Source organism: Arthrobacter tumbae (assembly GCF_016907495.1).
Taxonomy (GTDB): Bacteria; Actinomycetota; Actinomycetes; order Actinomycetales; family Micrococcaceae; genus Arthrobacter_D; species Arthrobacter_D tumbae.
On the sequence record NZ_JAFBCC010000001.1, the window covers coordinates 3,002,248 to 3,027,786 of the forward strand.

General features: G+C 65.3%; 27 protein-coding genes. 18 read left to right on the top strand and 9 right to left on the bottom strand.

Going from position 1 to position 25,539, the window contains the following annotated elements; all coding sequences use genetic code 11:
- Nucleotides 1-6 precede the first annotated feature (6 nt).
- Nucleotides 7-609 (top strand): DivIVA domain-containing protein, encoded by a 603-nt coding sequence (locus JOD47_RS14190; RefSeq protein WP_372432824.1) that lies wholly within the window; start codon nucleotides 7-9, stop codon nucleotides 607-609.
- A 21-nt stretch (nucleotides 610-630) separates the two neighbouring features.
- On the opposite strand, the gene JOD47_RS14195 is transcribed toward JOD47_RS14190, so the two are convergent.
- Genes JOD47_RS14195 through JOD47_RS14210 form a run of 4 tightly spaced genes read right to left on the bottom strand, consistent with a single transcriptional unit; the run spans nucleotide 631 to nucleotide 4,460 of the window.
- Complete coding sequence (locus JOD47_RS14195; RefSeq protein ID WP_204536758.1) at nucleotides 631-2,091, bottom strand: sodium/solute symporter; 1,461 nt, start codon at nucleotides 2,089-2,091, stop codon at nucleotides 631-633.
- An 11-nt stretch (nucleotides 2,092-2,102) separates the two neighbouring features.
- Nucleotides 2,103-2,483, bottom strand: a complete 381-nt coding sequence (locus JOD47_RS14200; RefSeq protein WP_204535192.1) for a DUF485 domain-containing protein — start codon at nucleotides 2,481-2,483, stop codon at nucleotides 2,103-2,105.
- Nucleotides 2,484-2,487: 4 nt separating this feature from the next.
- On the bottom strand, nucleotides 2,488-3,207 hold the full coding sequence (locus tag JOD47_RS14205) for a LytR/AlgR family response regulator transcription factor (RefSeq protein ID WP_204535195.1): 720 nt from the start codon (nucleotides 3,205-3,207) through the stop codon (nucleotides 2,488-2,490).
- Between the two features lie 59 nt (nucleotides 3,208-3,266).
- Nucleotides 3,267-4,460 (bottom strand): sensor histidine kinase, encoded by a 1,194-nt coding sequence (locus JOD47_RS14210; protein WP_204535197.1) that lies wholly within the window; start codon nucleotides 4,458-4,460, stop codon nucleotides 3,267-3,269.
- A gap of 239 nt (nucleotides 4,461-4,699) precedes the next feature.
- Here JOD47_RS14210 and JOD47_RS14215 point away from each other — a divergent pair, with 239 nt between their 5' ends.
- Nucleotides 4,700-5,083, top strand: coding sequence for a DUF485 domain-containing protein (locus tag JOD47_RS14215; protein WP_204535199.1), 384 nt, complete (start codon nucleotides 4,700-4,702; stop codon nucleotides 5,081-5,083).
- Nucleotides 5,080-6,699, top strand: coding sequence for a monocarboxylic acid transporter (locus JOD47_RS14220; RefSeq protein ID WP_204535201.1), 1,620 nt, complete (start codon nucleotides 5,080-5,082; stop codon nucleotides 6,697-6,699). The genes JOD47_RS14215 and JOD47_RS14220 overlap by 4 nt, the downstream gene beginning before the upstream one ends.
- Before the next feature lie 91 nt (nucleotides 6,700-6,790).
- On the opposite strand, the gene JOD47_RS14225 is transcribed toward JOD47_RS14220, so the two are convergent.
- The 3 genes from JOD47_RS14225 to JOD47_RS14235 all read right to left on the bottom strand — a co-directional run bounded on the left by JOD47_RS14225 (nucleotide 6,791) and on the right by JOD47_RS14235 (nucleotide 8,447).
- Nucleotides 6,791-7,402, bottom strand: a complete 612-nt coding sequence (locus tag JOD47_RS14225) for a hypothetical protein (protein ID WP_204535203.1) — start codon at nucleotides 7,400-7,402, stop codon at nucleotides 6,791-6,793.
- A 46-nt stretch (nucleotides 7,403-7,448) separates the two neighbouring features.
- A complete protein-coding gene (locus JOD47_RS14230; protein ID WP_204535205.1) occupies nucleotides 7,449-7,868 on the bottom strand; it encodes a DUF4383 domain-containing protein in 420 nt (139 codons plus the stop codon).
- Between the two features lie 108 nt (nucleotides 7,869-7,976).
- A complete protein-coding gene (locus JOD47_RS14235) occupies nucleotides 7,977-8,447 on the bottom strand; it encodes an Lrp/AsnC family transcriptional regulator (RefSeq protein ID WP_204535207.1) in 471 nt (156 codons plus the stop codon).
- 214 nt (nucleotides 8,448-8,661) lie between these two features.
- Here JOD47_RS14235 and pdhA point away from each other — a divergent pair, with 214 nt between their 5' ends.
- The 3 genes from pdhA to JOD47_RS14250 are packed head-to-tail and all read left to right on the top strand — an operon-like array spanning nucleotide 8,662 to nucleotide 12,262.
- Nucleotides 8,662-9,807, top strand: coding sequence for a pyruvate dehydrogenase (acetyl-transferring) E1 component subunit alpha (gene pdhA, locus JOD47_RS14240; protein WP_204535209.1), 1,146 nt, complete (start codon nucleotides 8,662-8,664; stop codon nucleotides 9,805-9,807).
- Complete coding sequence (locus JOD47_RS14245; RefSeq protein ID WP_204535211.1) at nucleotides 9,807-10,823, top strand: alpha-ketoacid dehydrogenase subunit beta; 1,017 nt, start codon at nucleotides 9,807-9,809, stop codon at nucleotides 10,821-10,823. The genes pdhA and JOD47_RS14245 overlap by 1 nt, the downstream gene beginning before the upstream one ends.
- Nucleotides 10,824-10,831: 8 nt before the next feature.
- Nucleotides 10,832-12,262 (top strand): dihydrolipoamide acetyltransferase family protein, encoded by a 1,431-nt coding sequence (locus JOD47_RS14250; protein ID WP_204535213.1) that lies wholly within the window; start codon nucleotides 10,832-10,834, stop codon nucleotides 12,260-12,262.
- Nucleotides 12,263-12,299: 37 nt separating this feature from the next.
- Here the strand turns inward: JOD47_RS14250 and JOD47_RS14255 are convergent, their stop codons facing one another.
- Together JOD47_RS14255 and JOD47_RS14260 are read right to left on the bottom strand one after the other, a co-directional pair.
- Nucleotides 12,300-12,767, bottom strand: coding sequence for a GNAT family N-acetyltransferase (locus JOD47_RS14255; RefSeq protein WP_204535215.1), 468 nt, complete (start codon nucleotides 12,765-12,767; stop codon nucleotides 12,300-12,302).
- A 109-nt stretch (nucleotides 12,768-12,876) separates the two neighbouring features.
- Complete coding sequence (locus JOD47_RS14260) at nucleotides 12,877-13,491, bottom strand: SACE_7040 family transcriptional regulator (RefSeq protein WP_204535217.1); 615 nt, start codon at nucleotides 13,489-13,491, stop codon at nucleotides 12,877-12,879.
- Between the two features lie 177 nt (nucleotides 13,492-13,668).
- Between JOD47_RS14260 and JOD47_RS14265 the strand changes: the two genes are divergently transcribed.
- The 12 genes from JOD47_RS14265 to JOD47_RS14320 all read left to right on the top strand — a co-directional run bounded on the left by JOD47_RS14265 (nucleotide 13,669) and on the right by JOD47_RS14320 (nucleotide 25,485).
- Nucleotides 13,669-15,273, top strand: coding sequence for a carboxyl transferase domain-containing protein (locus JOD47_RS14265; protein WP_204535219.1), 1,605 nt, complete (start codon nucleotides 13,669-13,671; stop codon nucleotides 15,271-15,273).
- 5 nt (nucleotides 15,274-15,278) lie between these two features.
- Complete coding sequence (locus JOD47_RS14270; RefSeq protein ID WP_204535221.1) at nucleotides 15,279-17,360, top strand: acetyl/propionyl/methylcrotonyl-CoA carboxylase subunit alpha; 2,082 nt, start codon at nucleotides 15,279-15,281, stop codon at nucleotides 17,358-17,360.
- Nucleotides 17,354-18,517 carry an acyl-CoA dehydrogenase family protein gene (locus JOD47_RS14275; protein WP_204536760.1) on the top strand — a complete coding sequence of 388 codons (1,164 nt, stop codon included), beginning with the start codon at nucleotides 17,354-17,356 and terminating at the stop codon, nucleotides 18,515-18,517. The genes JOD47_RS14270 and JOD47_RS14275 overlap by 7 nt, the downstream gene beginning before the upstream one ends.
- Nucleotides 18,518-18,566: 49 nt before the next feature.
- Nucleotides 18,567-19,361 (top strand): CoA transferase subunit A, encoded by a 795-nt coding sequence (locus JOD47_RS14280; protein WP_204535223.1) that lies wholly within the window; start codon nucleotides 18,567-18,569, stop codon nucleotides 19,359-19,361.
- A gap of 2 nt (nucleotides 19,362-19,363) precedes the next feature.
- On the top strand, nucleotides 19,364-20,020 hold the full coding sequence (locus tag JOD47_RS14285; protein WP_204535225.1) for a CoA transferase subunit B: 657 nt from the start codon (nucleotides 19,364-19,366) through the stop codon (nucleotides 20,018-20,020).
- The gene (locus JOD47_RS14290) at nucleotides 20,010-20,525 is read left to right on the top strand and encodes a MaoC family dehydratase (RefSeq protein WP_204535227.1); all 516 of its coding nucleotides are present in this window, start codon (nucleotides 20,010-20,012) and stop codon (nucleotides 20,523-20,525) included. The genes JOD47_RS14285 and JOD47_RS14290 overlap by 11 nt, the downstream gene beginning before the upstream one ends.
- Nucleotides 20,518-21,333, top strand: coding sequence for an HpcH/HpaI aldolase/citrate lyase family protein (locus JOD47_RS14295; RefSeq protein ID WP_204535229.1), 816 nt, complete (start codon nucleotides 20,518-20,520; stop codon nucleotides 21,331-21,333). Before JOD47_RS14290 ends, JOD47_RS14295 begins: the two co-directional genes overlap by 8 nt.
- Before the next feature lie 124 nt (nucleotides 21,334-21,457).
- Nucleotides 21,458-22,678, top strand: coding sequence for a 1-deoxy-D-xylulose-5-phosphate reductoisomerase (gene dxr, locus JOD47_RS14300; protein ID WP_204535231.1), 1,221 nt, complete (start codon nucleotides 21,458-21,460; stop codon nucleotides 22,676-22,678).
- Between the two features lie 27 nt (nucleotides 22,679-22,705).
- The gene (locus JOD47_RS14305) at nucleotides 22,706-24,055 is read left to right on the top strand and encodes a M50 family metallopeptidase (protein WP_204535233.1); all 1,350 of its coding nucleotides are present in this window, start codon (nucleotides 22,706-22,708) and stop codon (nucleotides 24,053-24,055) included.
- Between the two features lie 64 nt (nucleotides 24,056-24,119).
- A complete protein-coding gene (locus JOD47_RS14310) occupies nucleotides 24,120-24,740 on the top strand; it encodes a MarR family transcriptional regulator (protein WP_204535235.1) in 621 nt (206 codons plus the stop codon).
- Entirely contained in the window at nucleotides 24,740-25,171 is a 432-nt protein-coding gene (locus JOD47_RS14315; protein ID WP_204535236.1) for a hypothetical protein, read from the top strand. Before JOD47_RS14310 ends, JOD47_RS14315 begins: the two co-directional genes overlap by 1 nt.
- 17 nt (nucleotides 25,172-25,188) lie before the next feature.
- Nucleotides 25,189-25,485 (top strand): YciI family protein, encoded by a 297-nt coding sequence (locus JOD47_RS14320; RefSeq protein WP_204535238.1) that lies wholly within the window; start codon nucleotides 25,189-25,191, stop codon nucleotides 25,483-25,485.
- Nucleotides 25,486-25,539: the final 54 nt, after the last annotated feature.

Genomic DNA, 25,539 nt, shown 5'->3' on the forward strand with positions numbered 1-25,539 from the left:
GTTTCGATGATGAAAGAGAAACGCACAACTATGGATGGAGCACGCAACGGCAGTTCGCCGTTCGCCCGTGTCGGCCGCCGCGAATTCGGCTATAAGGCAAAGCAGGTCGACAGGTTCCTGACCCGTGCACGCACCTTCTACAACTCCGACGGCACAGACGGAGAACCCGTGACCAGTTCCGAGGTGCGCACCACAGCCTTCGATCCTGCCCGGGGCGGGTATGAGCCGCGGGCGGTCGATGCCGCCCTCGACCGGCTTGAAGACGTCTTCGCGCAGCGGGAGCGGGACACCCTGATCGCGTCGAACGGCGAACAGGCCTGGCTCATGCGGATCGGGCGCACGTCCGCCGTCCTTCGGAGCAGGCTGCACCGGCCGCCGGGGGAGCGGTTCCGGCGTCCCTCCCGGAAGGGCACAACCAGCTACGACATCGATGACGTGGATGCCCTCTGCAACGAGCTGCTCGGGTACTTCGAGAAAGACATGCCGCTCAGCGTAGACGTGGTCCGCAGGGCGGTATTCCGTGAAGCTCTCGGCCAGGACGGCTACGAGGAGACCCAGGTGGACGCATTCCTCGACCGCGTGGTTGAACTCATGGCGGCTATCGACTAGCTGCGGGACCTGCCCACACCTTCACAAAGCCTCAGGCGTATGCAGCCGCGCGAGGACTCGTGATGTGTTCAACGGCCGCCGGCCGGCTGTCAGCCGCGACACCGAGATGGTGACCGTGAACGCGGCAGGCACCGTCCAGAGCGCGGGCCACTGAAGCCACTGCGGCGCCTGGTCTATCCCCAGGCCGGCAGCCACCAGGATCGATCCGCCGCACAGAACGGCGCCTGAGACCATGCCCGCTATTGCTCCCGCGTCCGTGAGCCCCCGCCACCAGATGCCGAGCACCAGCAGCGGGCAGATGGTGGAAGCCGTGAAGGCAAAGACCATGCTCACGCTGCCGGCCAGGGCAAGGGTGTCCGTCAACAGGGCAAACCCCAGCGGTATGAGCGCCGAGACAATCGCCGCCCACCGGAACCCGGACACGCTGGCCCGGAAGAAGTCCTGGCTCACCACGCCGGCCAGCGAGACCACGAGACCGCTGGTGGTGGACAGGAACGCCGCGAACGCTCCGGCCGTGACGAAGGCCGAGAGGATGTCTCCGCCGACGCCGTCGAAAATGCGGCTCGGGAGCAGCAGGACGGTGGCATCGGCCGCTCCCCGGACAGCCAGGTCCGGGGTGTGGATCCTGCCCAGCAGTCCGTACAGCGTGGGAAACAGGTAGAACACTGAGAGCAGCCCGAGCACCAGGAGGGTTGTCCGGCGCGCGGAGGCGCCGTCCGGGTTCGTGTAGAAGCGCACCAGCACATGGGGCAGTCCGAGGGTGCCGAACAGCAGGGCGATGACCAGGGAGATGTTCTGGTACAGGGTTGCATCGGCGGTGGTGTTCAGTTCCGGTGCAAAGACGGCACCGTCGTTGGTGATCGATTCACCGGAGCCGGTCAGGTGAACCAGGATGAAGACAATAGGGACGGCCAGCGCAGTCAGCTTCAGCCAGTACTGGAAGGCCTGGACAAACGTGATGGAGCGCATCCCGCCGGTGACCACACTCAGGCAGACAACCACGACGACGGCGACCGAGCCCACCCACGACGGCAGTCCCGTGGTGATCCGCACGGTGAGGGCGGCGCCGTGCAGCTGCGGCACGATGTAGAGCCAGCCGACCGCGATGACGAGGAGGCTCGTCACCCGGCGGACATTCCGGGACTCAAGGCGGGCTTCGGCGAAGTCAGGGATGGTGTACGCACCGGAGCGCCGCAGGGGAGCGGCCACGAACAATAGGAGCATGAGGTAGCCGGCCGTATAGCCGATGGGGAACCACAGAGCGTCCACGCCCGAGAGCAGGATCAGGCCGGCGACACCGAGGAAGCTGGCCGCCGAGAGGTATTCGCCGCCGATCGCCGAGGCGTTCCACCAGGGGCGGACCGTGCGCGAGGCCACGTAGAAGTCACCGGTGGTCCGGGAGATCCGAAGTCCGTAGATACCGATCAGGACGGTGGAGACCGCCACGATCACCAGCGACACGTAGCCGACCACTGGATTCAGCTCAGGGAAGGTCACCGGTCGTCCACCAGGTCCCGGAAGCGCTGCTCAATGCGCCCGGCGCTCCGCACATAGAGGACGGCACACCCGATAACCAGCGGGTAGATGCCCAGACCGAGCAGGAGCCAGGGGGCGGGGACTGTCGCGATGGTCCACGTAGTGACGGCCGGAAAGATGCTGAACAGGATGGGGATGCCCACCAGGATGACGAGGAAGCCGGCGGCGACCACCACGGCGAGGCGCAGCTGGGATCGAATGAGGGAGCGCACAAACAGCTCGCCGACGTCGGACTGTTCAGCCATCTCCCGCGAGACGGGATAGGTTCCGGCGGGCCCGGCAGCAGAGTGCGGCGCGGTGACCCTCACCCGGAGCGGGCGCTCTTCGGGCTCTGGCACGCGGTTACTGTCCCGGCCTCAGGCGGGTGGCTTCAAGCTTGCCGCGGATCTGGGACAGGTGCCGCCGGCTGACGGGTAGTTCCGCGTCGCCTACGAGCACGCTGGCCTTGCCCGCCCCGAGCTTGACCTGGGTCACCTGGTCCATGGCCACGAGGTAGGAGCGGTGCGTGCGCAGGAAACCGGCGTCCGCCCACTGCCGTTCAAGGTCATTGAGCGGAATGCGGATGAGGTAGCTCGCCTCCGCCGTGTGCAGCCGGGCGTAGTCGCCCTGGGCCTGTACATAGCGGATCTCGTCGCGCCGGATCATCCTGCTGATGCCGCCCTGATCCACCGTGATGACGTCCGGTGCGGCGGCGCCGTCCTCCATCAGCTCGCAGATCCGCCGGACGGACTCGGTGAGCCTTTCGGTGCGGACCGGCTTGAGCAGGTAGTCCACCGCGCGCAGTTCAAACGCCTCCAGCGCCCGGTCCTCGTCCGCCGTGACGAAGACGACGGCGGGAGGCCGGCTGAAGCGCGAAATAACCCGTGCGATGTCCAGGCCGGAGAGGGATGGCATGTGGATGTCGAGGAAGAGTGCATCTATCGGGTGGCTTTGCAGGATTCGAAGAGCCTCGGCACCGCTGGATGCCTGATGGATAGCGTCGATGCGGGCGTCCTTGGCGAGCAGGAAGCCGAGTTCGGCGAGTGCCGGGAGTTCATCGTCCACGATGACCGCGTTGACCATGCTCCCAGATTACGCGGTCGATCCGGCCCCCGCGTCCGCAACCGGGCGCAGGGCATTGCTCAGGTCTGGTGAGCAGGCTGGGATTTAGGAACCCGCAACGTGATCAGGGTTCCGGCGCCCGGTGCGGTGTCGATGATGAGCCCATGGGCGTCGCCGTACACCTGCCGCAGCCTCGAATCGACGTTCCGCAGCCCCACGTGGACCCCGTCCACGTGCCCGGCAAGCACGGCGCGCAGGCGATCGGGATCCATCCCCACACCGTCGTCCTCGACCGTGACCACCGCGTAGGCGCCGGCGTCGTGCGCTGTGATGGTGATGTTGCCTGTCCCGTCCTTCGAGTCGAGGCCGTGGCGGACGGCGTTCTCCACCAGCGGCTGCAGGCTGAGGAAGGGGATGACGGTGCTGAGCACCTCCGGCCCGATCTGGAGGCTGACCCTGAGCCGGTCACCGAAACGTGCCCGCTCCAGCAATAGGTAGCGGTCGATGGACCGGAGCTCCTCCGCCACGGTGGTGAAGTCGCCGTGGCGGCGGAACGAGTAGCGGGTGAAGTCGGCGAACTCGACCACGAGCTCCCGCGCCCGCTCCGGGTCCGTGTTGATGAAGGAGGCGATGGCGTTCAGCGAGTTGTAGATGAAGTGCGGGCTGATCTGTGCCCGCAGCGCGCGGACTTCGGCTTCCATGAGCTGGGTGCGCGAGGAGTCCAGCTCGGCCAGCTCCACCTGGGTGGCCACCCAGGCTCCGACCTCGTTTGTTGCACGGACCAGCCCTGCGCTGACAGCGGGTGCGAAGGCTCCCACCGTTCCGACCACGCGGCCATTGACCCGGATCGGTGCCAGAACGGCCTCGGCAAGGTCTTCCTCTCCTCCGGTCACCGGCTCCAGCCGGAACCTCTTGAAGATCTGCGTCCGCCCACTGGCGAGGACCTCCTGTGCAACGGTCATCACCTCAGCCGGCTCGGCTGAGGTGCCATCCCAGGCCAGGACGCCGTTCAGGTCCGTCACCAGCAGGGCCTGGCTGCGCAGCAGGCCGCGCAGGTGCCGTGCAGCTTTCGATGCGCCGCCGGGCGTCAGGCCGGTACGCAGGTGTTCAGAGGCCAGGGCTACGGTGTGCAGCGTCGCGTAGGTGGCGCGGTCGGCGTCGGAACCGAGGTCGCGGTAAGAACGGGAGAACCTGAATCCCAGGACCGCCACCACCGCAAGGGTGATGATGACGACGGCGCCGACCAGCGCGGCGTCGACGGCGGGGCTCAGCATGGATCAACAGTAGCCGCGAACCCGGCCAGGACCTGAACCGCCCGGCGCAGTGTTCCTGAACCGCTCGGCGCAGTAGGGCGCCGTTTATCGCAGGCCGATGCCCGTTGGGCGATGTGCCCCCGCAGGGTGCTGGCATCCGCACGCCTTGTGGCCAACAGTGATGGGAGTCACACTCCCTCGTTCCCTGCCGTCCAGTGCGGTACCGAGCCTGCGTGGGAGCACCTAACGAGGAGGTATCAATGGGTCACGACCCATCCACACCCGGCGCACCGCCGTCGGCGTCCGTGGACTTCACGGAAGTCCAGCAGCGGCCGGAGTTCCAGGAACTGAGGAAGCGCCACCGCAGCTTCGTCTTTCCCATGGCAGCAGCATTCCTGCTGTGGTACTTCCTGTACGTGCTGCTTGCCGATTACGCGCACGAGTTCATGTCCACACCCGTCTGGGGGAACATCAACATCGGCCTGATCCTCGGGTTGCTGCAGTTCGTCAGCACCTTCGGCATCACCATGTGGTACGTCAGCTACGCCAACAGGAGACTCGACCCCATCGCCGAGGAACTGCGCAACGATCTCGAAGACGCCGCACCTGAGGTATTCAACGCCCCAGAGGGAGGAACCAAATGAGGCAGTACCTGCCGCTGCAGACCGTTGAGACGACGCAGGTCGGCGAGCCCTGGCTGAACATCACCATTTTCGGCATTTTCGTGGCAATCACCCTGGTGATCGTGCTGCGCGCCAGCCGCAACAACAAGACGGCCGCGGACTACTATGCTGCCGGACGCTCCTTCACCGGCCCGCAGAACGGTACGGCGATAGCCGGCGACTACCTGTCCGCCGCGTCCTTCCTCGGTATCGTCGGGGCTATCGCGATCAACGGGTATGACGGCTTCCTGTACTCGATCGGCTTCCTGGTCGCCTGGCTCGTTGCGCTCCTTCTCGTGGCGGAACTGCTCCGCAACACCGGCAAGTTCACCATGGCGGACGTTCTGTCCTTCCGGCTGCAGCAGCGGCCGGTGCGCATCGCAGCGGCCATCACCACACTCGCTGTCTGCTTCTTCTACCTCCTGGCCCAGATGGCCGGAGCGGGTGCCCTGGTGTCCCTGCTCCTGGGCATCGACGACCGGCTGGGGCAGTCCCTCGTCATCACTGTTGTCGGCGCGCTCATGATCCTGTACGTATTGATCGGCGGCATGAAGGGCACCACCTGGGTCCAGATCATCAAGGCCTGCCTGCTCATCGCCGGCGCCTTCGTGATGACCATCTGGGTGCTCGCCCTCCACGACTTCAACCTTTCGACGCTGCTCGGCGCCGCGATCGAGACGTCCGGAAACCCTGACATCACCGGCCCGGGACTGCAGTACGGCGCGTCCGGCACCACCCGCCTGGACTTCGTGTCCCTGGCCCTGGCGCTCGTCCTGGGAACCGCTGCCCTGCCGCACGTCCTCATGCGCTTCTACACCGTGCCCACGGCCAAGGAAGCGCGCCGCTCGGTGGTGTGGGCCATCTGGCTCATCGGAGCGTTCTACCTGTTCACCCTGATTCTCGGCTACGGCGCTGGAGCCCTCATCGGCGCCGACCGCATCAACAATGCACCCGGCGGCGTCAACTCTGCCGCACCGCTTCTGGCGTTCGAACTCGGCGGCCCGTTCCTGCTGGGAATCATCTCCGCGGTGGCGTTCGCCACCATCCTCGCGGTGGTTGCGGGACTGACCATCACGGCCGCTGCTTCCTTCGCCCATGACATCTACGCGAACGTTGTGCGCCGCGGCAAGGTGGACCCGGATGGTGAGGTGAAGGTAGCGCGCCGCACCGTCGTCGTCATCGGTGTGCTGTCGATTGTCGGCGGCATCGGCGCGCAGGGGCAGAATGTTGCGTTCCTCGTTGCGCTGGCCTTCGCTGTGGCAGCGAGCGCCAACCTGCCGACCATCATCTACTCGCTGTTCTGGAAGAAGTTCAACACCCAGGGCGCGCTGTGGAGCATGTACGGCGGCCTGCTGACCGCGATCATCCTGATCGCGTTCTCGCCGGTGGTCTCCGGTGGGGAGAAGTCGATGATCCAGACGGCTGATTTCTCCTGGTTCCCGCTCAGTAACCCCGGGATCGTCTCGATTCCGCTGGCGTTCTTCCTCGGCTGGCTCGGTACAGTGCTGGCCAGGCGGACGGAGGATGCGCAGAAGCAGGCGGAGATGGAGGTCCGCTCGCTCACGGGTGTAGGCGCGGAGAAGGCGACCAACCACTAGTCCCAACTACAGACAGAAGGGGCCGGAATCAAGTTGATTCCGGCCCCTTCTGTCGTGTTCGAGAACCTCGTACGTTCAGTGTCGCACCCATTCAGTGATCGGGATGCTCCGCCGGTAAGGGGGCCACGCCGTGCTCCCCGTGCGGCACTGCATTGTCACCGGCCGTCGATGCGGCGAGTCCCGGCGTCGTAATTCCGGCGACCAGCACGGCAGAGAGGAAAAGTCCGGTGAGGAGCCTGCCGGGGGAGAGGCGTGTGCCGGCCTCTGAACGGCCCGCCCGCCTGCGCAGGGCGCCATGGCAACCGAGCTGCAGGAGAACGAGCACCAGCGCGGAGGCAAGCGTGAGGTTGAAACTCCTGCTCCCGGCCGGCGCCAGCAGCGCTCCCCACGCAAGAACCCCCAGCACGACGGCGGCGGCACCGGGAAGAACGGCAGGCACCGCTGCTGCCAGCAATGCAGAACCGCGGCTCCGGCCGGACAAACCACGCAGCGCAAGGATTCCCCACAAGGTCAGTGCAGCCGCCCACAGCCCGGTGAGCACTCCGAGCACAACGTTCAGAATGCCGCCGGATGCCAGCAGGGCGTCGGCCGCGAGGGCGAAGAACGTCAGGCCGGAACCGAGGGCAGTGAATCCGGCCAGCAGGCGGAGCAGTTCACCCGTGGTGCCCTGCTCCGCGCCGGCGCGGGATTGAAGAGCAGGCATGACCCGCTCTTCAACCGCAGCACTGTTCATGGAAACGACGTCCGGACTACGCGGTGCGCGCGTGGGTGCTGGAGGTGCGCACGTTCTTGTCCTGTGACAGGCCTACGCCCAGCAGGAGGACGGCGCTCGCGAGGTGCAGAACGTTGTCGGCACCGTTGAGGGCGATGATGTTCAGCGAGCTGCCGACCAGGAAGAGCCCGAGGATGCCCACCAGGAGGTAGACCGCACCCACAGTGGTGTTGACGCCCTTGGCGGCGCTCACCGAGTTGAGGCCGCCAAGCAGCAGTGCTGCGCCGATGGCCAGGTGAATGATGTTGTGGAGCGGGTTGACTTCAAAAATGATGAGCGTGTTGCCCTCGGTCGCGAAGAAGCCGACTCCGGCGGTGACGAAGAAGCCGAGGATTCCGACGAGCAGGTAGACGGCTCCGAAGACGGTTGCGAGTAGCCGGTTGGGGGAGGTTCCCATGGGTGTTGCCTTTCGTGTGATGTGCGCTCCCTGGTGGAGCTCTGCACACCATTCGGATCCGTTCCTGCTTTGGATGGTTCCGATGTTTTCTGGAAGGAACAGCAGCGGCTACTCCCCGGAACCGCGCTCCAGCAGGGGCTCCATGCGGTAGGGGATCAACTCGTGCATGGCGAGGGAGGTGTCACAGCGTTCCACTCCGTCGCAGGCCAGGATCTTCCCGTTGATCCGGAAGAGGTCTTCGGCATCCACTGACACCACGCGGACCAGAATGTCCGCCTGTCCCGTCAGCCCATGGGCCTCGAGTACTTCGGGGATACCGGCCAGTTGGCCGGTGATGGAGCCGAGTTTCCGCTGGTCCACATGGACATTGATGAACGCGGTGAGCGGGTAGCCGAGGGCAGCCGGATTGATGCGCCGTTCGAAGGACAGGAACGTCGCATTCTTCTCCAGCCGGGTCATCCGGGCCTGGACGGTGTTACGCGAGAGCCCCAGCTTCTGGGCGAGGGCGACGACGGTCCGCCGGGAGTCCCGCGCCAGCGCGAGAAGGAGCCGCGTGTCGGTGGCATCAAGGGGCTGCATAGTGCGCAACGGTAGCACGAGCCGGGGGCGGCAAATCGAGCACAATGCTCAGGAATTCCGTGTTCGGTTGTGCTCAGTGGCTTGCGTGAGTATCGTCACACTAAACCTCGGGCAACGGTGCCCTCGGCCCGCCGAACACCCACGGCCCGGTGCCGGAGGCTGCGGTTGGCCGGTGTACAAAACGCCGAAGCCGGTAAGAGAAGGATGAGTGAACGTGCCTCTGAACAACGATGCGGACGCCACGCAGGATGAGCTGGTCCAGCTCATCGCGCCCAACGGCGAACGCCGAAGCAACGCCGCGTATGACCGCTGGGTTTCCGACGTCGACGACGCCGGTCTGCAGGCCCTGTACGAGGACATGATCGTCATTCGCCGGATCGACGCCGAAGCAACGGCTCTCCAGCGTCAGGGTGAGCTTGCGCTCTGGCCGCCGTTGCTGGGGCAGGAAGCGGCGCAGATCGGCTCCGGCCGCGCCCTGCGCGAGGATGACTTCGTCTTCTCCAGTTACCGCGAGAACGGCGTTGCCTACTGCCGCGGCGTGGACCTCACTGACCTCCTGCGGGTCTGGCGGGGCAACGCCTCTTCCGGCTGGGATCCTTACGCCATCAACATGGCTCCGCCGCAGGTCATCATTGGAGCGCAGACCCTGCACGCCACCGGATACGCCATGGGCGTTCTGGCGGACGGTGCGGACTCCGTTGCAGTCACCTATTTTGGAGACGGCGCCACGAGCCAGGGCGATGTAAACGAGGCCATGGTCTTTGCCGCCAGCTACCAGGCTCCCGTCATCTTCTTCTGCCAGAACAACCAGTGGGCCATCTCCGAACCGGTCCGGCTGCAGGCACACGTGCCCATCGCGCACCGCGCACCCGGATTCGGTATCCCCTCCGTCCGTGTTGACGGCAACGATGTGCTCGCGTGCCTCGCCGTTACCCGTGAGGCGCTCGATCGCGCCCGGACCGGCGGCGGCCCCACCTTCATCGAGGCAGTGACCTACCGGATGGGCCCCCACACCACTGCCGATGACCCCACCCGCTACCGTGACGCAAACGAGCTCGAGGACTGGGCCGCCAAGGATCCGATCGCCCGCCTGGCAGCCCTCCTGGATGCACGCGGCCTGCTGTCTGCGGAGGTAAGCGACGCGGTCAAGGCCACAGCCGACGACGTCGCTGCCCGGCTGCGCGAGGGCTGCATCTCCATGCCGGAGCCGCAGATCCTCGATGTCTTCAAACACGTCTACAGCGAGCCGAACTCGTGGCTCGATCGCCAGCAGGACCACTACGAGCAGTATCTGACCTACTTTGATTCCGCTGACGCTGACAGTGCTGCGTCCAACCTCTCCAAGGAGGCGAACCGCTGATGTCCACCATGACATTCGGCCGTGCCATCAATGCAGGCCTTCGCAGGGCGATGGAAGACGATCCGAAGGTTGTCCTCATGGGCGAGGACATCGGGAAGCTGGGCGGCGTCTTCCGCATCACCGACGGTCTGCAGAAGGACTTCGGGTCCCACCGCGTCCTCGATACGCCGCTCGCCGAGTCCGGCATCCTGGGCACGGCAGTCGGCCTGGCGTACCGCGGCTACCGTCCCGTCGTCGAGATCCAGTTCGACGGCTTCATCTATCCGGCGTTCGACCAGATCGTGTGCCAGGTTGCCAAGCTCCACTACCGGACCCAGGGTGCGGTCAAGGTGCCGCTGACCATCCGTGTGCCGTTCGGCGGCGGTATCGGGTCCCCGGAACACCACTCGGAGTCTCCGGAAGCGTATTTCACCCATACGTCCGGGCTGCGGGTTGTGAGCGTCTCCAACCCGCAGGATGCTTTTGTGATGATCCAGCAGGCCATTGCCAGCGATGATCCTGTCCTGTACTTCGAACCGAAGCGCCGCTACCACGTGAAGGGTGAGGTGGACGAGGCCGTGGACCTGAACGCCACGAGCATGAGTGATGCGCGCGTGGTCACCGAGGGCAGCGACGTCACGTTGGTCACCTACGGGCCGCTGGTGCCGACGGCGCGCGATGCCGCCATTGCAGCGTCCGACGACGGCGTCTCCGTTGAGGTGATTGACCTGCGGTCCCTTGCCCCGATTGATTTCGCCACCGTGGAGAAGTCGGTGCGGAAGACCGGCCGCCTGGTCATCACGCATGAAGCTGCCCAGTCGGGCGGCCTCGGCGCCGAGATCGCGGCCAGCATCACCGAGCGCTGCTTCTACCATTTGGAGCACGCACCGGTCCGCGTGACGGGGTTCGACATCCCGTATCCCTACTCCAAGCTTGAGTTCCATCATCTGCCGGATCTGGACCGGATACTCGATGGGGTTGACCGTGCGCTGGGCCGGTCCAACTCCCTTAGCTCCCGCAGCGGACTGGAAGGATAGTGTCACCGGTGATTAAGGAATTCCGACTGCCTGACCTCGGCGAAGGCCTGACTGAATCGGAGATCGTCGCCTGGCATGTAGCAGTCGGCGACACGGTGGAGTTGAACCAGGTCATCGCCGACGTAGAAACCGCCAAAGCGGTCGTGGAACTGCCCTCGCCGTATGCCGGCGTTGTGGCGAAGCTGCACGAGCAGCCCGGAACGGTGGTGGAGGTCGGCTCGCCGATCGTGTCCTTCGACGTGCCGGGTTCCGGCGGACCTTCCAGCGATTCTCCGGACACCTCAGCGGACAAAGCCGACGACGACGCGCCGCCGGCCAAGCGGGAGCCCAACCTCGTGGGGTACGGCGCGGCTGTCGAGAAGACGGGGCGGCCCGCGCGGCGGGCCCGGCGCAGCGGCGGGACGGCAGAGCCTGCCGCAACCGTCGAGCCTGCTGCGCCTGTCCGCGCCGAGGAACCCGTTGCTCCTCCTGCAGTGCCCGAGGCATCGCAGCCTTCCGTTCCGGCGGAGGCGCAGCTGGAGCGTCCGCGGTCAACGCCGCCGGTACGCAAGCTTGCACGTGATCTCGGCGTCGACCTCACTGCGCTGAACGGCAGCGGCCCACAGGGCCTTATCACCCGCGAGGACGTGCTCGCTGTACAGCAGAAATCCGCGCAGGGTGGATCCGGGCAGCAGGGACTGAATCGTGAAGTGCAGCCAGCAGCGGCAGGCGGGGCGCCGGCGTCGCCCATGAATGGTGAGCGGGAGACGCGCACACCGATCAAGGGCGTGCGGAAGCACACCGCCGCGGCCATGGTTGCCAGCGCCTTCACCGCGCCGCACGTCACCGAGTTCCTGACCGTGGACGTCACGGCCTCCATGGACCTGCTGGCACGGTTGAAGTCGAGCAGGGCGTTCGCGGATGTTCGCATCACGCCGCTGGTGCTGGTGGCCAAGGCGCTGTGCATTGCGCTGGACCGTAATCCCACGCTCAATTCCCGGTGGGATGAGGCCGCGCAGGAGATTGTGCAGCACCACTACGTGAATCTGGGCATTGCAGCGGCGACTCCGCGGGGTCTGATGGTCCCGAATATCAGGGATGCTCACACCCTGGGACTCCGCGAGTTGGCTGATGCGCTCAAGGGGCTGACGGAAACGGCCCGCGCAGGCAAGACCAGTCCCGCGGATCTCTCCGGCGGAACGATTTCCATCACCAATGTCGGGGTGTTCGGCATCGATGCGGGGACGCCGATCCTCAACCCGGGGGAAGCCGCGATCCTTGCCATGGGGTCGGTGCGGAAGATGCCGTGGGAGTACCAGGATGAGATTGCCCTGCGGCAGGTTATGACCCTCAGCCTGTCCTTCGACCACCGCCTGGTGGACGGCGAACAGGGCTCACGCTTCCTCGCGGATATCGGCACCATCCTGTCCGACCCGGGCATGGTGCTCACGATGGTCTGACGGGCCTCGCCTGTCCACCCTTCCGTCTTTGGGGTCGTTAGCGAAGCTCGAGGACGAGCTCCCTGACCACTGCGCCGCGAGCGTTGGCGAAGCCCTGGGTCTCGCCGACCTGGGTGAAGCCGTAACGCTCGAGGATGCGGATCGAGTTGGTGTTGTCCGCGACCGCTCGTGCCCGGAGCGGGCGCTCACTGAACTCTTCGAGGAAGAGGCCGACTGCCGCCGTCGTAATTCCCTGGCCCCAGCGCGCCTTGTCGATCCAGTAACTGATCTCGGGGATGTCGGCGTCGCGGTAGGCGAGGATGCTTCCCACCACGGCGTCGTCAGCCACGATGGTGCGGACCGTCACGGTGGGGTCATTGAGAATGTTTTGCCAGTGGAGGTCGAAGACTCCCCTGTCCGAGGGGTTCTTGGCACTGAAGGCGGCCATGTGGTTGGCGCTGGGGTCGAGCTGGTGTGAGAAGAACTCGTCCAGGTCGGTGGATTCAACGGCGCGTAGCGTGATCACTGGAGACTTTCCGGTAGGCGGAACGGGATGGTTTTGCGAAGTTCGGGTGCACACGAGGTGCTCTATTCATCAGCGTACTAGGACGCGGAGCGTGGTGCCGTGTGTGCACTCACGCCTCCACGCTGAGCGCTGCCCATGCCATCTCCTCAAGCAGCTGGCGCAGATCCGCGGTGTCCTTGCTGCTTCGGCGACGGTGGGTGGAGTGCGGGGTGGAGTTGATGAGCCCGAAGGCGGCATGGGCCTTGCGGCGCAGGTGGGTCCTGTCCGTTTCCCGGGCGAGAGCGGCAAGGGCATCCACCCATACCTCTACATAGGTGCGCTGCAGGGAACGCACGGTTTCCTGGTCCTCGTCAGCCAGCGAGCTGAGGTCCCTGTCCTGGACCCGGATGACGTTCGCATTACGGAGTGCAAAGTCCACCTGAAACTCGATCAGTCCCCGGAGCGCCTGGTCCGGGCCGGGGGATTCAGCAACAACGGCACGGCTGCCCTCCAGCAGGTCCTGGCTCACGCCGGCCAGGAGAGCCGCGAGGACTGCGGGCTTTCCGCTGAAGTGCCGGTAAACCGCCGGTCCGCTGACGCCGGCTGCTGCACCCAGATCCTCGATGGACACTCCGTTGTAGCCGCGCTCGGCGAAAAGCTGCGCGGCCGCGTCGAGCAGCGCCGCGCGCCGGGAAGCCTTGGCGAGGCTGCGGCCGGTCATCCGGGTGGGAGCTGGGGCGTCCATGCCTGTCTTTCATCAGTGGAGGAATACTTCAGTGGAGGATTACTGCGGAGGGGATTCTTCCATTCTGGTGGACAGTTCGGTTAATAGCTACTAACCTAAATTTGAGTTAATCCCTGCTAACTGAGTGGTCGTTTCGTGCGAAGCCTGAATCATCGCGCGCCGGCCGAAAGGACGTCAATGGAGACCCTGGCCTCGCGACTGGACCCGAACGCTGAAGCGTTCCGGCAGAACGATGCCGGCCAGCGCGCACTCGCTGCCGAGCTGCGGGACCGGCTCGCTGACTCTGCCCTCGGCGGCCCCGAGCGCTCCCGCGAACGCCACGTCAGCCGCGGGAAGCTGCTGCCACGGGACCGCATCGACCACCTGCTGGATCCGGGCAGTCCTTTCCTGGAGATCGCGCCGCTGGCAGCCAATGGAATGTACAACGACGAGAGCCCCGGAGCGGGCGTCATCGCGGGCGTCGGTCTGGTGCACGGCCGTCACGTGCTCGTCATTTCCAATGACGCGACCGTCAAGGGCGGCACCTACTACCCGATGACGGTCAAGAAGCACCTTCGCGCCCAGGAAATCGCGCTGGAGAACAACCTGCCCTGCGTGTACCTGGTGGACTCCGGCGGAGCGTTTCTGCCCCGACAGGATGAGGTATTCCCCGACCGGGAGCACTTCGGCAGGATCTTCTACAACCAGGCCACCATGTCCGCCCGGAAGATTCCACAGATCGCGGCGGTGATGGGCTCGTGCACAGCGGGCGGCGCCTATGTGCCTGCGATGAGCGACGAGACAGTCATCGTCCGGAACCAGGGGACCATCTTCCTTGGAGGCCCGCCGCTGGTGAAGGCCGCCATTGGTGAGATTGTCACGGCCGAAGAGCTCGGCGGCGGCGACGTGCACGCAAAGACGTCCGGCGTCGTCGACCATCTCGCGGAGAACGACCAGCACGCCCTGGAGATCGTTCGGGATATCGTCTCGACCCTGCCCGTGCCGGAGCAGGCCTGGAGTACCAACGCTCCAGAAGAACCCGCCGTGGATCTGGAGAGCCTGTACGGGGCCGTGCCGGTTGATGTGAATGCGTCCTATGACGCAAGGGAGATCATCGCGCGCATCGTGGACGGCAGCCGGTTCCACGAGTTCAAGAAGGACTACGGCACTACCCTCATCACGGGTTTCGCCACACTCCACGGCCACCGGGTGGGCATCGTTGCCAACAACGGCGTGCTCTTCGGCGAATCGGCGCTCAAAGGCGCCCACTTCATCGAACTGTGCGACCAGCGCGGCATCCCGTTGATCTTCCTGCAGAACCTCTCGGGTTTCATGGTGGGCCTCGACTATGAAGCCGGCGGCATCGCCAAGCACGGCGCGAAGATGGTCACCGCGGTGGCGACGTGCCGCGTGCCCAAGCTGACCGTCGTCGTCGGCGGTTCCTTCGGTGCAGGTAACTATTCGATGTGCGGGCGCGCCTACTCGCCCCGTTTTCTCTGGATGTGGCCGGCCAGCCGCATCTCCGTGATGGGCGGCAACCAGGCGTCTTCCGTGCTGAGCACGGTGAAGCGGGACCAGCTTGAGGCACGCGGTGAAGAGTGGAGCGCCGAGGATGAGGAGGCGTTCAAGGCTCCGATCCGTGAGCAGTATGAGGCACAGGGGAGTCCCTACTACTCCACCGCGCGGCTCTGGGACGACGGGATCATCGATCCAGCCGATACCCGCCGGGTCCTGGGTCTCGCCCTCGATGTCTGCGCCAACGCGCCGCTGCCGGAGACCTCCTTCGGCCTCTTCAGGATGTGAGTTCGATGAAAAACAGAGCCCTCTTCCCCGCCGTTCTCGTAGCCAACCGCGGTGAGATCGCCTGCCGGGTCATCCGGACGCTGCGCGCGCTCGGTATCCGGTCAGTCGCCGTCTACAGCGATGCCGACGCCGGTGCCCGCCACGTGCTCGAGGCTGACCAGGCAGTGCGGATCGGCCCGGCTGCCGCTTCCTTGAGCTACCTCAACAGCGACGCGATCATCGCGGCTTGCCGGGCGACCGGCGCGGAGGCCGTGCATCCCGGGTACGGGTTCCTGAGCGAGAACCAGGCCTTTGCCCGCGCGCTTGAGGACGCCGGCATCGTGTTCATCGGCCCGCGGGTGCATGCCCTCAATGTCATGGGCGACAAGATCCGGTCCAAGAACCATGTCAGCGGATTCGATGTGCCCGTGGTCCCCGGCATCGCGGAGTCGGGGCTGAGCGATGAGGACCTCATCGAAGCCGCCGGCGAGGTGGGCTACCCGCTGCTCATCAAGCCCTCGGCTGGCGGCGGCGGCAAAGGCATGCACGCCGTGGAACGCGCTGAGGATCTCGCGGAGAGCCTCAAGACGGCACGGCGCGTTGCCGCGTCCGCTTTCGGTGATGACACGCTGTTCCTTGAGCGACTCATCCGCACACCGCGGCACATCGAGGTGCAGGTGCTCGCGGATTCCTACGGCAACGTCATTCACCTGGGGGAGCGGGAATGCTCCCTGCAGCGGCGGCACCAGAAGGTCATCGAGGAAGCTCCCTCGGCGCTCCTTGACGAAGCGACCCGCGCGCGGATCGGTGAGGCCGCGTGCAATGCGGCCCGCAGCGTCGACTACGTCGGGGCAGGGACCGTTGAGTTCCTGGTGTCCGACGACGCGCCGGATGAGTTCTTCTTCATGGAGATGAATACCCGGCTCCAGGTTGAGCATCCGGTCACCGAGATGGTGACAGGCGTGGACCTCGTTGAGTGGCAGGTGCGTATCGCCGCCGGTGAGAAGCTGACGCTGGCCCAAAGCGACGTCGTCCTCACCGGCCACGCAGTGGAAGCGCGCGTGTATGCGGAAGACGCGGAGGCCGGCTTCCTGCCCTCGGCGGGAACCGTCGTCGACCTGTCCGAGCCGCACGGAGAGGGTATCCGTGTTGACAGCGCGCTGCTGCCGGGACTGGAAATCTCTCCCACCTACGACCCGATGCTCTCGAAGGTCATTGCGTGGGCGCCGTCCCGCTCAGAGGCGCTGGACCGGCTGGACCAGGCGCTCGCGCAGACGCGGGTAGCCGGCCTGCGCACCAACGTGGAGTACCTCCGCCTGCTCATCAACGACGACGACGTCCGCGCCGGCAGGCTCGACACCACCATGATCGAGCGGAAGCTTCCGACTCTCGCCTTCCGGACGGCGAGCGACGCAGAGATCGCTGCGGCCGCCGTCGTCCTGGCCGGGCTTTCCACGGGTGCCGACCCAGCCTCGCCGTGGCACTCAAGGGACGGTTGGCGTATCGGCGGGGTACATGCGGCAACGCCCGTTCAGCTCCAGATCGGGAACACTTCGCCGCGGACCGTGTTCATGACTCGCGATGGTGCGCGGAGCGTGATCACGATCGATGACAACCCCCACCAGGTTGACTGGCTTCCAGCCGCGGAGGGCCGCGGGACGGGCCGCGCCGTCGTCGACGGTGTCACGCTGGACACCCGATTCGCTCCGAACGGCTCCACACTCTGGCTGACGGATACCGGTTGGTCCCAGCCCGTCCGGATGCTGAGCCGCGAGGAGGTCCTCCAGACGCAGCTGGCTTCGATCGCTCGAACCGAGGGTGCAGCTGACCCGGAAGTGCGCTCGCCGATGCCCGGCACCGTGATCACAGTGAATGTCGCCGACGGCGATTCCGTTGAGGAAGGGCAGGTGCTCGCGAGCGTCGAAGCAATGAAGATGGAACACCAGCTCACCGCCACCGTCGCCGGCACCGTCGCCATCACCCTCAGCCCCGGTGACCTGGTAACAGCCAACCAGGTCGTTGCCCGCATCCACCCCCTACCGTCCGGCGAGCCAGAAGATCCTGCCGCCGAAACAGTCCCCACCGAACAGGAAGAGTCCCCATCATGAACTTTGAACTGAGCGAGGAATACCAGGACCTGGTAGATACCGTCCGGGAGTTCGCCGACCAGGTCGTAGCGCCGGTATCCGCGAAGCACGATGAAGAGCACAGCTTCCCCTATGCGGTCATCGCCCAGATGGGCGAGATGGGACTGTTTGGGCTCCCGTTCCCGGAGCAGTACGGCGGCATGGACGGCGACTACTTCGCGTTGTGCCTGGCCCTCGAGCAGCTGGCGCGGGTCGACCAGTCGGTGGCGATCACCCTTGAGGCGGGCGTATCGCTGGGCGCCATGCCGATCTACCGGTTCGGCACCGAGGAACAGAAGCAGCAGTGGCTGCCCCAGCTCATCAGCGGTGAAGCGCTCGCCGGATTCGGCCTGACCGAGTCCGAGGCCGGCTCTGACGCTTCCGGCACCAAGACCAACGCGAAGCTGGTTGACGGCGAGTGGGTCATCAACGGCAGCAAGGAGTTCATCACCAACTCCGGAACCGATATCACCCGGCTGGTTACGGTCACCGCCGTCACGGATACCACCACACGGGAGGACGGCTCCGTGAAAAAGGAGATCTCCACCATCCTCGTGCCGACCGACACGCCCGGCTTCACGGCGGAGAAGGCGTACAACAAGGTGGGCTGGAACGCGTCGGACACCCACCCGCTGACCCTGAAGGACGTCCGCGTCCCGGAAACGAACCTGCTCGGAACGCGGGGACGCGGTTACGCCAACTTCCTCCAGATCCTCGACGAGGGCCGCATCGCCATCGCTGCGCTCGCGACGGGGGCCGCCCAGGGCTGTGTAGAGGAATCCATCCGCTACGCCAAGGAACGCCAGGCCTTCGGCGCCAACATCGGCAGCTATCAGTCGATCCAGTTCAAGATCGCGCGGATGCAGGCACGCGCCCACACCGCCCGGCTCGCGTACTACGACGCCGCGGCACGCATGCTCGCCGGCAAGCCGTTCAAGACCCAGGCGTCCATCGCTAAGCTGGTCGCAGGCGAGGCCGCGATGGACAACGCCCGCGACGCCACCCAGATCTTCGGCGGCTACGGGTTCATGAACGAGTTCACGGTGTCCCGCCACTATCGTGACTCAAAGATCCTCGAGGTCGGAGAGGGAACCACCGAGGTGCAGTTGATGCTCATCGCCCGCGAACTGGGGCTCTGAGCCAAGCAATCGGCCACCCGCGCCGGTTGAAACGAGTAAGGGAGAAGCAGTGATAGACAAAGTCGTCGCCTCAGCAGCCGAGGCCGTAGCCGACATTCCTGACGGCGCGTCCCTGGCCGTGGGCGGTTTCGGACTCTGCGGCATTCCCGTAGCGCTGATCGATGCGCTGCACCAGCAGGGAACCAGGGAACTCGAAACCATCAGCAATAACTGCGGTGTTGACGGCTGGGGCCTCGGACGGCTCCTCGATGACCACCGGATCCGGCGCACGATCAGCTCCTATGTCGGCGAGAACAAGGAGTTCGCCCGCCAGTACCTTTCCGGCGAGCTTGAGGTTGAACTGACGCCGCAGGGAACGCTGGCGGAAAAGCTGCGGGCCGGCGGGGCCGGCATCCCCGCTTTCTACACCACGGCCGGGGTGGGCACACAGGTGAGTGAGGGTGGACTGCCGCAGAAATACGACGACGCCGGCAACATCGCCATTGCATCGTCCCCCAAGGAAGTGCGGGAGTTCGCCGGTCAGGACTACGTGCTCGAGGAGTCGGTAAATCCTGACTTCGCCCTCGTGCATGCGTGGAAAGGCGACCGTCACGGAAATCTTGTGTTCCACGCGACGGCCATGAATTTCAACCCGCTCTGCGCGCAGGCGGGCCGTATCACCATCGCCGAGGTGGAGGAACTGGTTGAGCCGGGCGAGCTCGATCCGGAGCACGTACACATTCCCGGCATCTTCGTGCAGCGGGTGGTACATGCGCCGGACCCCGAGAAGCGCATCGAGAAGCGGACAGTTTCCCTGAGTACCTCCAGTCCGGAAATGACCTCCAGCCAGGCGAAGGAGCTCTAACCATGGCCCTGACACGAAACGAACTGGCCGCACGGGTAGCGCAGGAGCTGGAGAACGGGCAGTACGTGAACCTGGGCATCGGCATGCCCACGCTCATTCCCAACTACATTCCTGCAGGCGTGGAAGTGGTACTCCACTCGGAAAACGGAATCCTCGGCGTCGGTCCGTACCCCACGGAAGACCAGCTGGACCCGGACCTGATCAACGCCGGCAAAGAAACTGCAACTGTCAACGATGGCGCGGCCTTCTTCGACTCCGCTTCCTCCTTCGGCATGGTGCGCGGCGGACATGTCGACGTCGCCGTCCTCGGAGCCATGGAAGTCGCCGCCAACGGTGACCTGGCCAACTGGATGATCCCGGGCAAGATGGTCAAGGGCATGGGCGGTGCCATGGACCTGGTGTTCGGTGCGAAGCGGCTGATCGTCATGATGGAGCACGTTGACCGCAACTCCAACCCGAAAATCGTCGAGCGGTGCTCGCTGCCGCTGACCGGCAAGGGATGCGTGGACCGTATTATCACCGACCTCGCGGTGATTGATGTGGATTCCGGGCGTAACGGAGGCACCCTGATCCTTCGCGAGACCGCTCCCGGGGTCAGCGTGGATGACGTGATCGCGGCCACCGGTGCTCCGCTGGAGGTTGTGCTTGATGAGCGGTAAGGAACATACGTCGGCCACCATCGTGCAGCGCGGCCTCTACTATGACGAACTGCAGACGAGGGTCGTGTACGCGCACCGCCCGGGCAGGACGCTCACCGAAGCGGACAACATCCTGTTCACCACCATGACCATGAACACGCAGGCGCTGCATCTTGATGCCGCGTGGAGCGGGGATCAGCCCTTCGGCCAGCGCCTGGTGAATTCAATGCTGACTCTGGCTACCGTCGTCGGGCAGTCAGTCACCCAGCTCACCCAGGGGACAATCGTGGCGCAGTTGGGACTGACGGACATCTCCTTTCCCAAGCCTGTTTTCCATGGCGACACCCTGTACACCGAGACGGAAATAATCGAGAAACGGCCTTCGAAGTCACGTCCCGGCCAGGGATTGGTGACCATGAAGCACACCGGACGCAACCAGGACGGCGAGGTCGTGGCGCTCGCTACCCGCACTGTACTCATGTGGACAGCGGTCGCGCATGGAGTGGGGGAGCGCGTTCATGACTGATTTCAGCATGGGGCCGGCACTGCTCTTTTGCCCGGCCGACCGTCCCGAGCGGTACAGCAAGGCCGCTGAGCGCGCCGACGCCGTCATTCTTGATCTCGAAGACGCGGTTGCTCCCGAGAGCAAGGCAGCAGCCCGCGAAGCCCTGATCTCAAGCGCACTTGATCCGGCGAGGACCATCGTGCGGGTGAATCCCGCCCAAAGTCACGAGTTCGCGCTGGACCTGCAGGCGCTTCGCGGCACCCAGTACCGCACGGTCATGCTGGCCAAGGCTGAAGGTGCTGAGGATCTGTGGTCGCTGAACGGCTTCAGTGTTGTCGCGCTCTGCGAGACGGCGTGCGGAGTGCTGAAGGCAACTGAGCTTGCCGAGGAACCGAACGTCGTCGCCCTCATGTGGGGAGCTGAGGATCTGGTTGCCTCATTGGGCGGGACCGGGAGCCGCAAGGACGACGGCGGTTACCGCGACATCGCGATGCATGCCCGCTCCTTTGTGCTCCTGGCGGCGGCCGCCGCTGGAAAGCAGGCAGTGGATTCGGTCTATGTCAACATCCCGGACGCGGACGGGCTTGCCGCGGAGGCGCGCGACGCCGTCGCCTCGGGTTTCGGTATGAAGGCCTGCATCCACCCGAGCCAGGTGAACATTATTCGGGAGGCCTATCGGCCCTCGGCTGACGAGGAACAGTTCGCGCGCGACGTGCTCGCAGCGGCGCAGCACGAGGGTGGAGTGTTCACCTTCCGCGGCACCATGGTTGACGGACCCATCCTGCGGCATGCCGAGCAGACCCTGCGGCGCGCGGGGCACACAAGCTGAACCTTCGCGTTGAATTCGCAGGACACGCCCCGAATAGCCCGCCAAAAGGGGTGTGTCGTGCCATCTCAACGCATTGAAGTAGGGCGCGCCAACTGAGCCAGGAGCAGTGCGGGATACTGGGGACATGGAGTTCCTCCCTTCCCGGTCCGACCCCTCGCAGTCTTCGCCGCGCCGCATCATCATTCTTGGATCCACCGGTTCGATCGGCACCCAGGCACTCGACGTCATCGCGCAGTCTCCGCACCTGTTCGCGGTCGCGGGTCTCTCCGCCGGCGGATCGAATCTGGCGCTGCTCGCTGAACAGGCGGTGAAGGCCGATGCTCCGGCGGTGGCCGTGGCAGCCGGATCCGAGGAGGAACTGGACGCCGCAATCTCGGACGCCGCGCGCAGGGCCGGCAAGGCCGGGTACCGGCCGGAACTGCTCACTGGTCCCGACGCATCCGCCGGCCTCGCCGCCCGGCCGGACGCCGACGTCGTTCTCAATGCCATCACCGGTTCGATAGGCCTGGCACCCACGCTCGCGGCGCTGAAGCAGGGTCATCTGCTGGCGCTCGCCAACAAGGAATCGCTCATCGCCGGCGGTCAACTGGTGCGTGACGCCGCACGTCCGGGGCAGATCGTTCCGGTCGATTCAGAGCACTCCGCCATTGCCCAGGCACTGCGCTCGGGAACCGCCGACGAGGTCCAGCGTCTGGTCCTCACTGCATCCGGCGGCCCGTTTCGTGGTCGGTCCCGGTCTGAGATGGAATCGGTCACCCCTGCGGAAGCACTCGCCCACCCCACCTGGGACATGGGCTTGATGGTCACCACCAACTCGGCCACGATGGTGAACAAGGCACTCGAAGTGATCGAGGCGCACCTGCTGTTCGATGTACCGCTGGACCGGATCGACGTCGTCGTGCATCCCCAGTCCGTGGTGCATTCAATGGTGGAGTTCATCGACGGCTCCACCATCGCCCAGGCTTCCCCGCCCGATATGCGTCTCCCCATCGCCCTCGGTATCGGGTGGCCGCGCCGAGTACGCGGTGCTGCCTCGGCGTGCGACTGGACCACGGCCACCTCCTGGACGTTTGAACCGCTGGATGAGGAGGCGTTCCCCGCCGTCGCGCTCGCGAAGGACGCAGCGGCACGCGGCGGAACGTTCATGGCGGTCTACAACGCAGCGAACGAAGAGGCAGTCACGGCGTTCCATAGCGGCCGGATCGGCTTTACGGATATCGTTGACACCGTGCGCGCCGTCGTCGAAGACCACACCAGCGAAGCGCATCTCACCCTCCAGTCAGTGCTCGACGCCGAAACCTGGGCACGACGCAGCGCGCGGATTCGTTGTGGCTTCCAGGACTGAGATTTACCACCGAGAAGGAACTGACGAGTGACCATTGTGCTGTTCATAGCCGGCGTGCTTTTTGTGGCCGTCGGTATCGCGGTCTCCATTGCGCTGCACGAGGTGGGCCACCTGGTGCCCGCGAAACTATTCCGGGTGCGGGTCACGCAGTACATGATCGGCTTCGGTCCCACCATCTTCTCCCGCCGCAAGGGCGAAACCGAATACGGCGTCAAGGCCCTCCCGCTGGGCGGGTATGTCTCGATGGTCGGCATGTTTCCTCCGGCGAACAAGGCCGACGGCGGTGCAACAGTCCGCCAGTCCAGCACCGGCATGTTTCAGCAGTTGGCTGCAGATGCCCGCCAGGCGGCGGCCGAACAGCTTCAGCCGGGTGACGAGAAGAGAGTGTTCTACAAGCTCCCCATCTGGAAGCGCATCGTGATCATGCTCGGCGGGCCGCTGATGAACCTGCTGATCGGCATCGTCATGTTCGCCGTCCTCATCATGGGGTTCGGATCCGCGCAGGCAACCACCACGGTCTCTGAGGTCTACCAGTGTGTGGTTGCGGCCGATCAGCAGCAGGAGACAGGGCAGACGGATTGCGGCCCTGCGGATCCGGCAGCTCCCGCGTTTGAGGCCGGACTCCAGCCGGGGGACCGCATCGTTGCCTTCGACGGACGGGACGTGACGAGTTGGAGTGAACTCTCCTCCTGGATCCGGGATGCCGCCGGTCAGGAAGTCCCGATCACCTATGTACGCGATGGCGAGACCATCAACGCAGCCATTGAACCGCTGCTCACCGAGCGTCCCGTCCCCGACGTCGACGGCAGGGCGATGCTGAACGACGACGGCACGCCGGTCATGCAGGAAGTCGGTTTCATCGGCGTCGGGTCCCAGCAGGAACTCGTGCCGCAACCGGCCACGGAGGTTCTGCCCGCGGTGGGCGACAGCCTGGTCCGCGTGACCGGCGTCGTGCTCAATCTGCCTCAACGGGTGGCGCAGGTGGCCGAAGCCGCGTTCTCCGATGCGCCGCGCGACCCCGAGGGCCCCATCAGTGTGGTGGGCGTAGGACGGATTGCGGGGGAGGTCTCCGCAATGGAGGAAATTCCGTTCGAAGCCCGTGCAGCGACCCTGGTCGGCCTGGTGGGGGGCGTCAACCTCGCACTGTTCGTGTTCAACCTGATCCCCCTCCTGCCGCTCGACGGCGGCCACGTAGCCGGCGCCCTGTGGGAGGGGCTGCGGCGCGGCGTGGCGAAACTCTTCAAACATCCGGACCCGGGACCGTTCGATATGGCGAAGCTGCTGCCGGTCACCTACGCGGTCGCGATTCTCCTCATGGGGATGGGTGCGCTTCTCATATACGCCGATATCGTGAAGCCCGTCGATCTCTTCGGGTAGGTTGAATTTGAGAATTCATCTCAAATAGGTTGAATTTTGTAAGTCAACCTCTTAGAGTCGAAACATGTACGTTCTGACGATCGATCAGCGGAACAGCACCAACGAGCCCGATCGCGTTCCTACCCTGCTCCGCCACCTGGGTGGCGTCCCGACCGCGGTCCCGTTCGAGCGGTCGGTAGGAGATGAGATCCAGGGCGTCCTGGCAACCGGCGAAGACGTGATTGAAGCGGCGCTGCGCTGCCTGCGGGCCGGTGGGTGGTATGTCGGCATCGGCATCGGCACAGTGGAGCTTCCGCTGCCCGTGACCCCGCGCGAGGGAAGGGGGAGTGCCTTCGTGGCTGCGAGAGCCGCCGTCGAGCGGGCAAAAAAGACAGGGGACCGCGCACCCCTTGCCGTGGAGGGTACAGACGGCGCCGCTGACGCCGAAGGAGTGCTCTCACTCATTGGACGGTTCGTCATGCACCGGACCGATGCGGAGTGGCGCATCCTGGACCTCCTCGAACCGCAGCAGCGAGGAAGCCAGTCGGCGGTGGCCCGCACGCTGGACATCAGTCCGCAGGCGGTCAGCAAGGCAGTCTTCCGGTCAGCCTGGATCGAAGAGTGGGCTGCCCGTCCCGCCGCCGCAGTATTGTTGCAGCTGGCGGATGACAATGCTGGAAAACCGGCAGACGGGGACAGACACTGATGGAGATTCTTTGGGGCTCATTGGCCCTGCTCGTCGCAGGCGCTCTGGGATCGCCAATCACGCTCGCTGTCCTGCGCCTGGCGCGCGCGGTTGATGACCAGAAAACCCTTCATGCTCCGATTTCCGATGCAGAGGCGGTACCGGTTGCCGACGGGGAACAGGAAGCCCCGATCGAGGAGGCCGCTCCGGACACACCGGGTGTGCTCCGCGGCGGGCTGGTGATCGGCATCCTGGAGCGCACGTCGGTGGCGCTCGCAATTCTGCTGAACGAACCGGTTGCCATTGCCTACGTCGTCGCCATCAAGGGACTGGGGCGTTACGCGGAGCTGAAGGAAACCCCCGCGGCCGCCGAACGGTTCATCATCGGGACGCTGACGTCGCTGTTGTGGGCCTGCGCTGTCGCGGGACTCACAGCTGCCTACCTGCTCTGATCACGTAGGGTGGAGCCATGAGTGTTTTCGCAGTCGAGTACGTGTATGGCGCCGAATCCGCAGCCAGCCGGGATGAGTACCGGCCCGCGCACCGGGAGTGGCTGAACCAGCTGGTCAGCCAGGGAAACGTCCTTGCATCCGGACCCTTCGTAGACAACGCGGGAGCGCTGCTGCTCTTCGTCGCGGACGGCGAAGCCCAGCTCAACGATCTGCTGAAGCAGGATCCCTTTGCCGCTGCAGGTGTCATCTCCGCCGTCAAGACAACGCAGTGGAACCCAGTGATCGGCGTTCTCGCCGAGCATGCGGATCGCTGACTGGTCGGTAGCGATCAGTAATAAATTCATCGACATCCAGCCACGAATCTATCC

Coding starts and splice junctions, on each gene's coding strand:
- JOD47_RS14270 (WP_204535221.1), top strand. CDS start 15,279: ATGAAAAACAGAGCCCTCTTCCCCGCCGTTCTCGTAGCCAACCGCGGT.
- JOD47_RS14225 (WP_204535203.1), bottom strand. CDS start 7,402: ATGCCTGCTCTTCAATCCCGCGCCGGCGCGGAGCAGGGCACCACGGGT.
- JOD47_RS14205 (WP_204535195.1), bottom strand. CDS start 3,207: ATGGTCAACGCGGTCATCGTGGACGATGAACTCCCGGCACTCGCCGAA.
- JOD47_RS14230 (WP_204535205.1), bottom strand. CDS start 7,868: ATGGGAACCTCCCCCAACCGGCTACTCGCAACCGTCTTCGGAGCCGTC.
- JOD47_RS14265 (WP_204535219.1), top strand. CDS start 13,669: ATGGAGACCCTGGCCTCGCGACTGGACCCGAACGCTGAAGCGTTCCGG.
- JOD47_RS14285 (WP_204535225.1), top strand. CDS start 19,364: ATGGCCCTGACACGAAACGAACTGGCCGCACGGGTAGCGCAGGAGCTG.
- JOD47_RS14320 (WP_204535238.1), top strand. CDS start 25,189: ATGAGTGTTTTCGCAGTCGAGTACGTGTATGGCGCCGAATCCGCAGCC.
- JOD47_RS14295 (WP_204535229.1), top strand. CDS start 20,518: ATGACTGATTTCAGCATGGGGCCGGCACTGCTCTTTTGCCCGGCCGAC.
- JOD47_RS14290 (WP_204535227.1), top strand. CDS start 20,010: ATGAGCGGTAAGGAACATACGTCGGCCACCATCGTGCAGCGCGGCCTC.
- JOD47_RS14315 (WP_204535236.1), top strand. CDS start 24,740: ATGGAGATTCTTTGGGGCTCATTGGCCCTGCTCGTCGCAGGCGCTCTG.
- dxr (WP_204535231.1), top strand. CDS start 21,458: ATGGAGTTCCTCCCTTCCCGGTCCGACCCCTCGCAGTCTTCGCCGCGC.
- JOD47_RS14245 (WP_204535211.1), top strand. CDS start 9,807: ATGTCCACCATGACATTCGGCCGTGCCATCAATGCAGGCCTTCGCAGG.
- JOD47_RS14210 (WP_204535197.1), bottom strand. CDS start 4,460: ATGCTGAGCCCCGCCGTCGACGCCGCGCTGGTCGGCGCCGTCGTCATC.
- JOD47_RS14260 (WP_204535217.1), bottom strand. CDS start 13,491: ATGGACGCCCCAGCTCCCACCCGGATGACCGGCCGCAGCCTCGCCAAG.
- JOD47_RS14215 (WP_204535199.1), top strand. CDS start 4,700: ATGGGTCACGACCCATCCACACCCGGCGCACCGCCGTCGGCGTCCGTG.
- JOD47_RS14235 (WP_204535207.1), bottom strand. CDS start 8,447: ATGCAGCCCCTTGATGCCACCGACACGCGGCTCCTTCTCGCGCTGGCG.
- JOD47_RS14190 (WP_372432824.1), top strand. CDS start 7: ATGATGAAAGAGAAACGCACAACTATGGATGGAGCACGCAACGGCAGT.
- JOD47_RS14220 (WP_204535201.1), top strand. CDS start 5,080: ATGAGGCAGTACCTGCCGCTGCAGACCGTTGAGACGACGCAGGTCGGC.
- JOD47_RS14310 (WP_204535235.1), top strand. CDS start 24,120: ATGTACGTTCTGACGATCGATCAGCGGAACAGCACCAACGAGCCCGAT.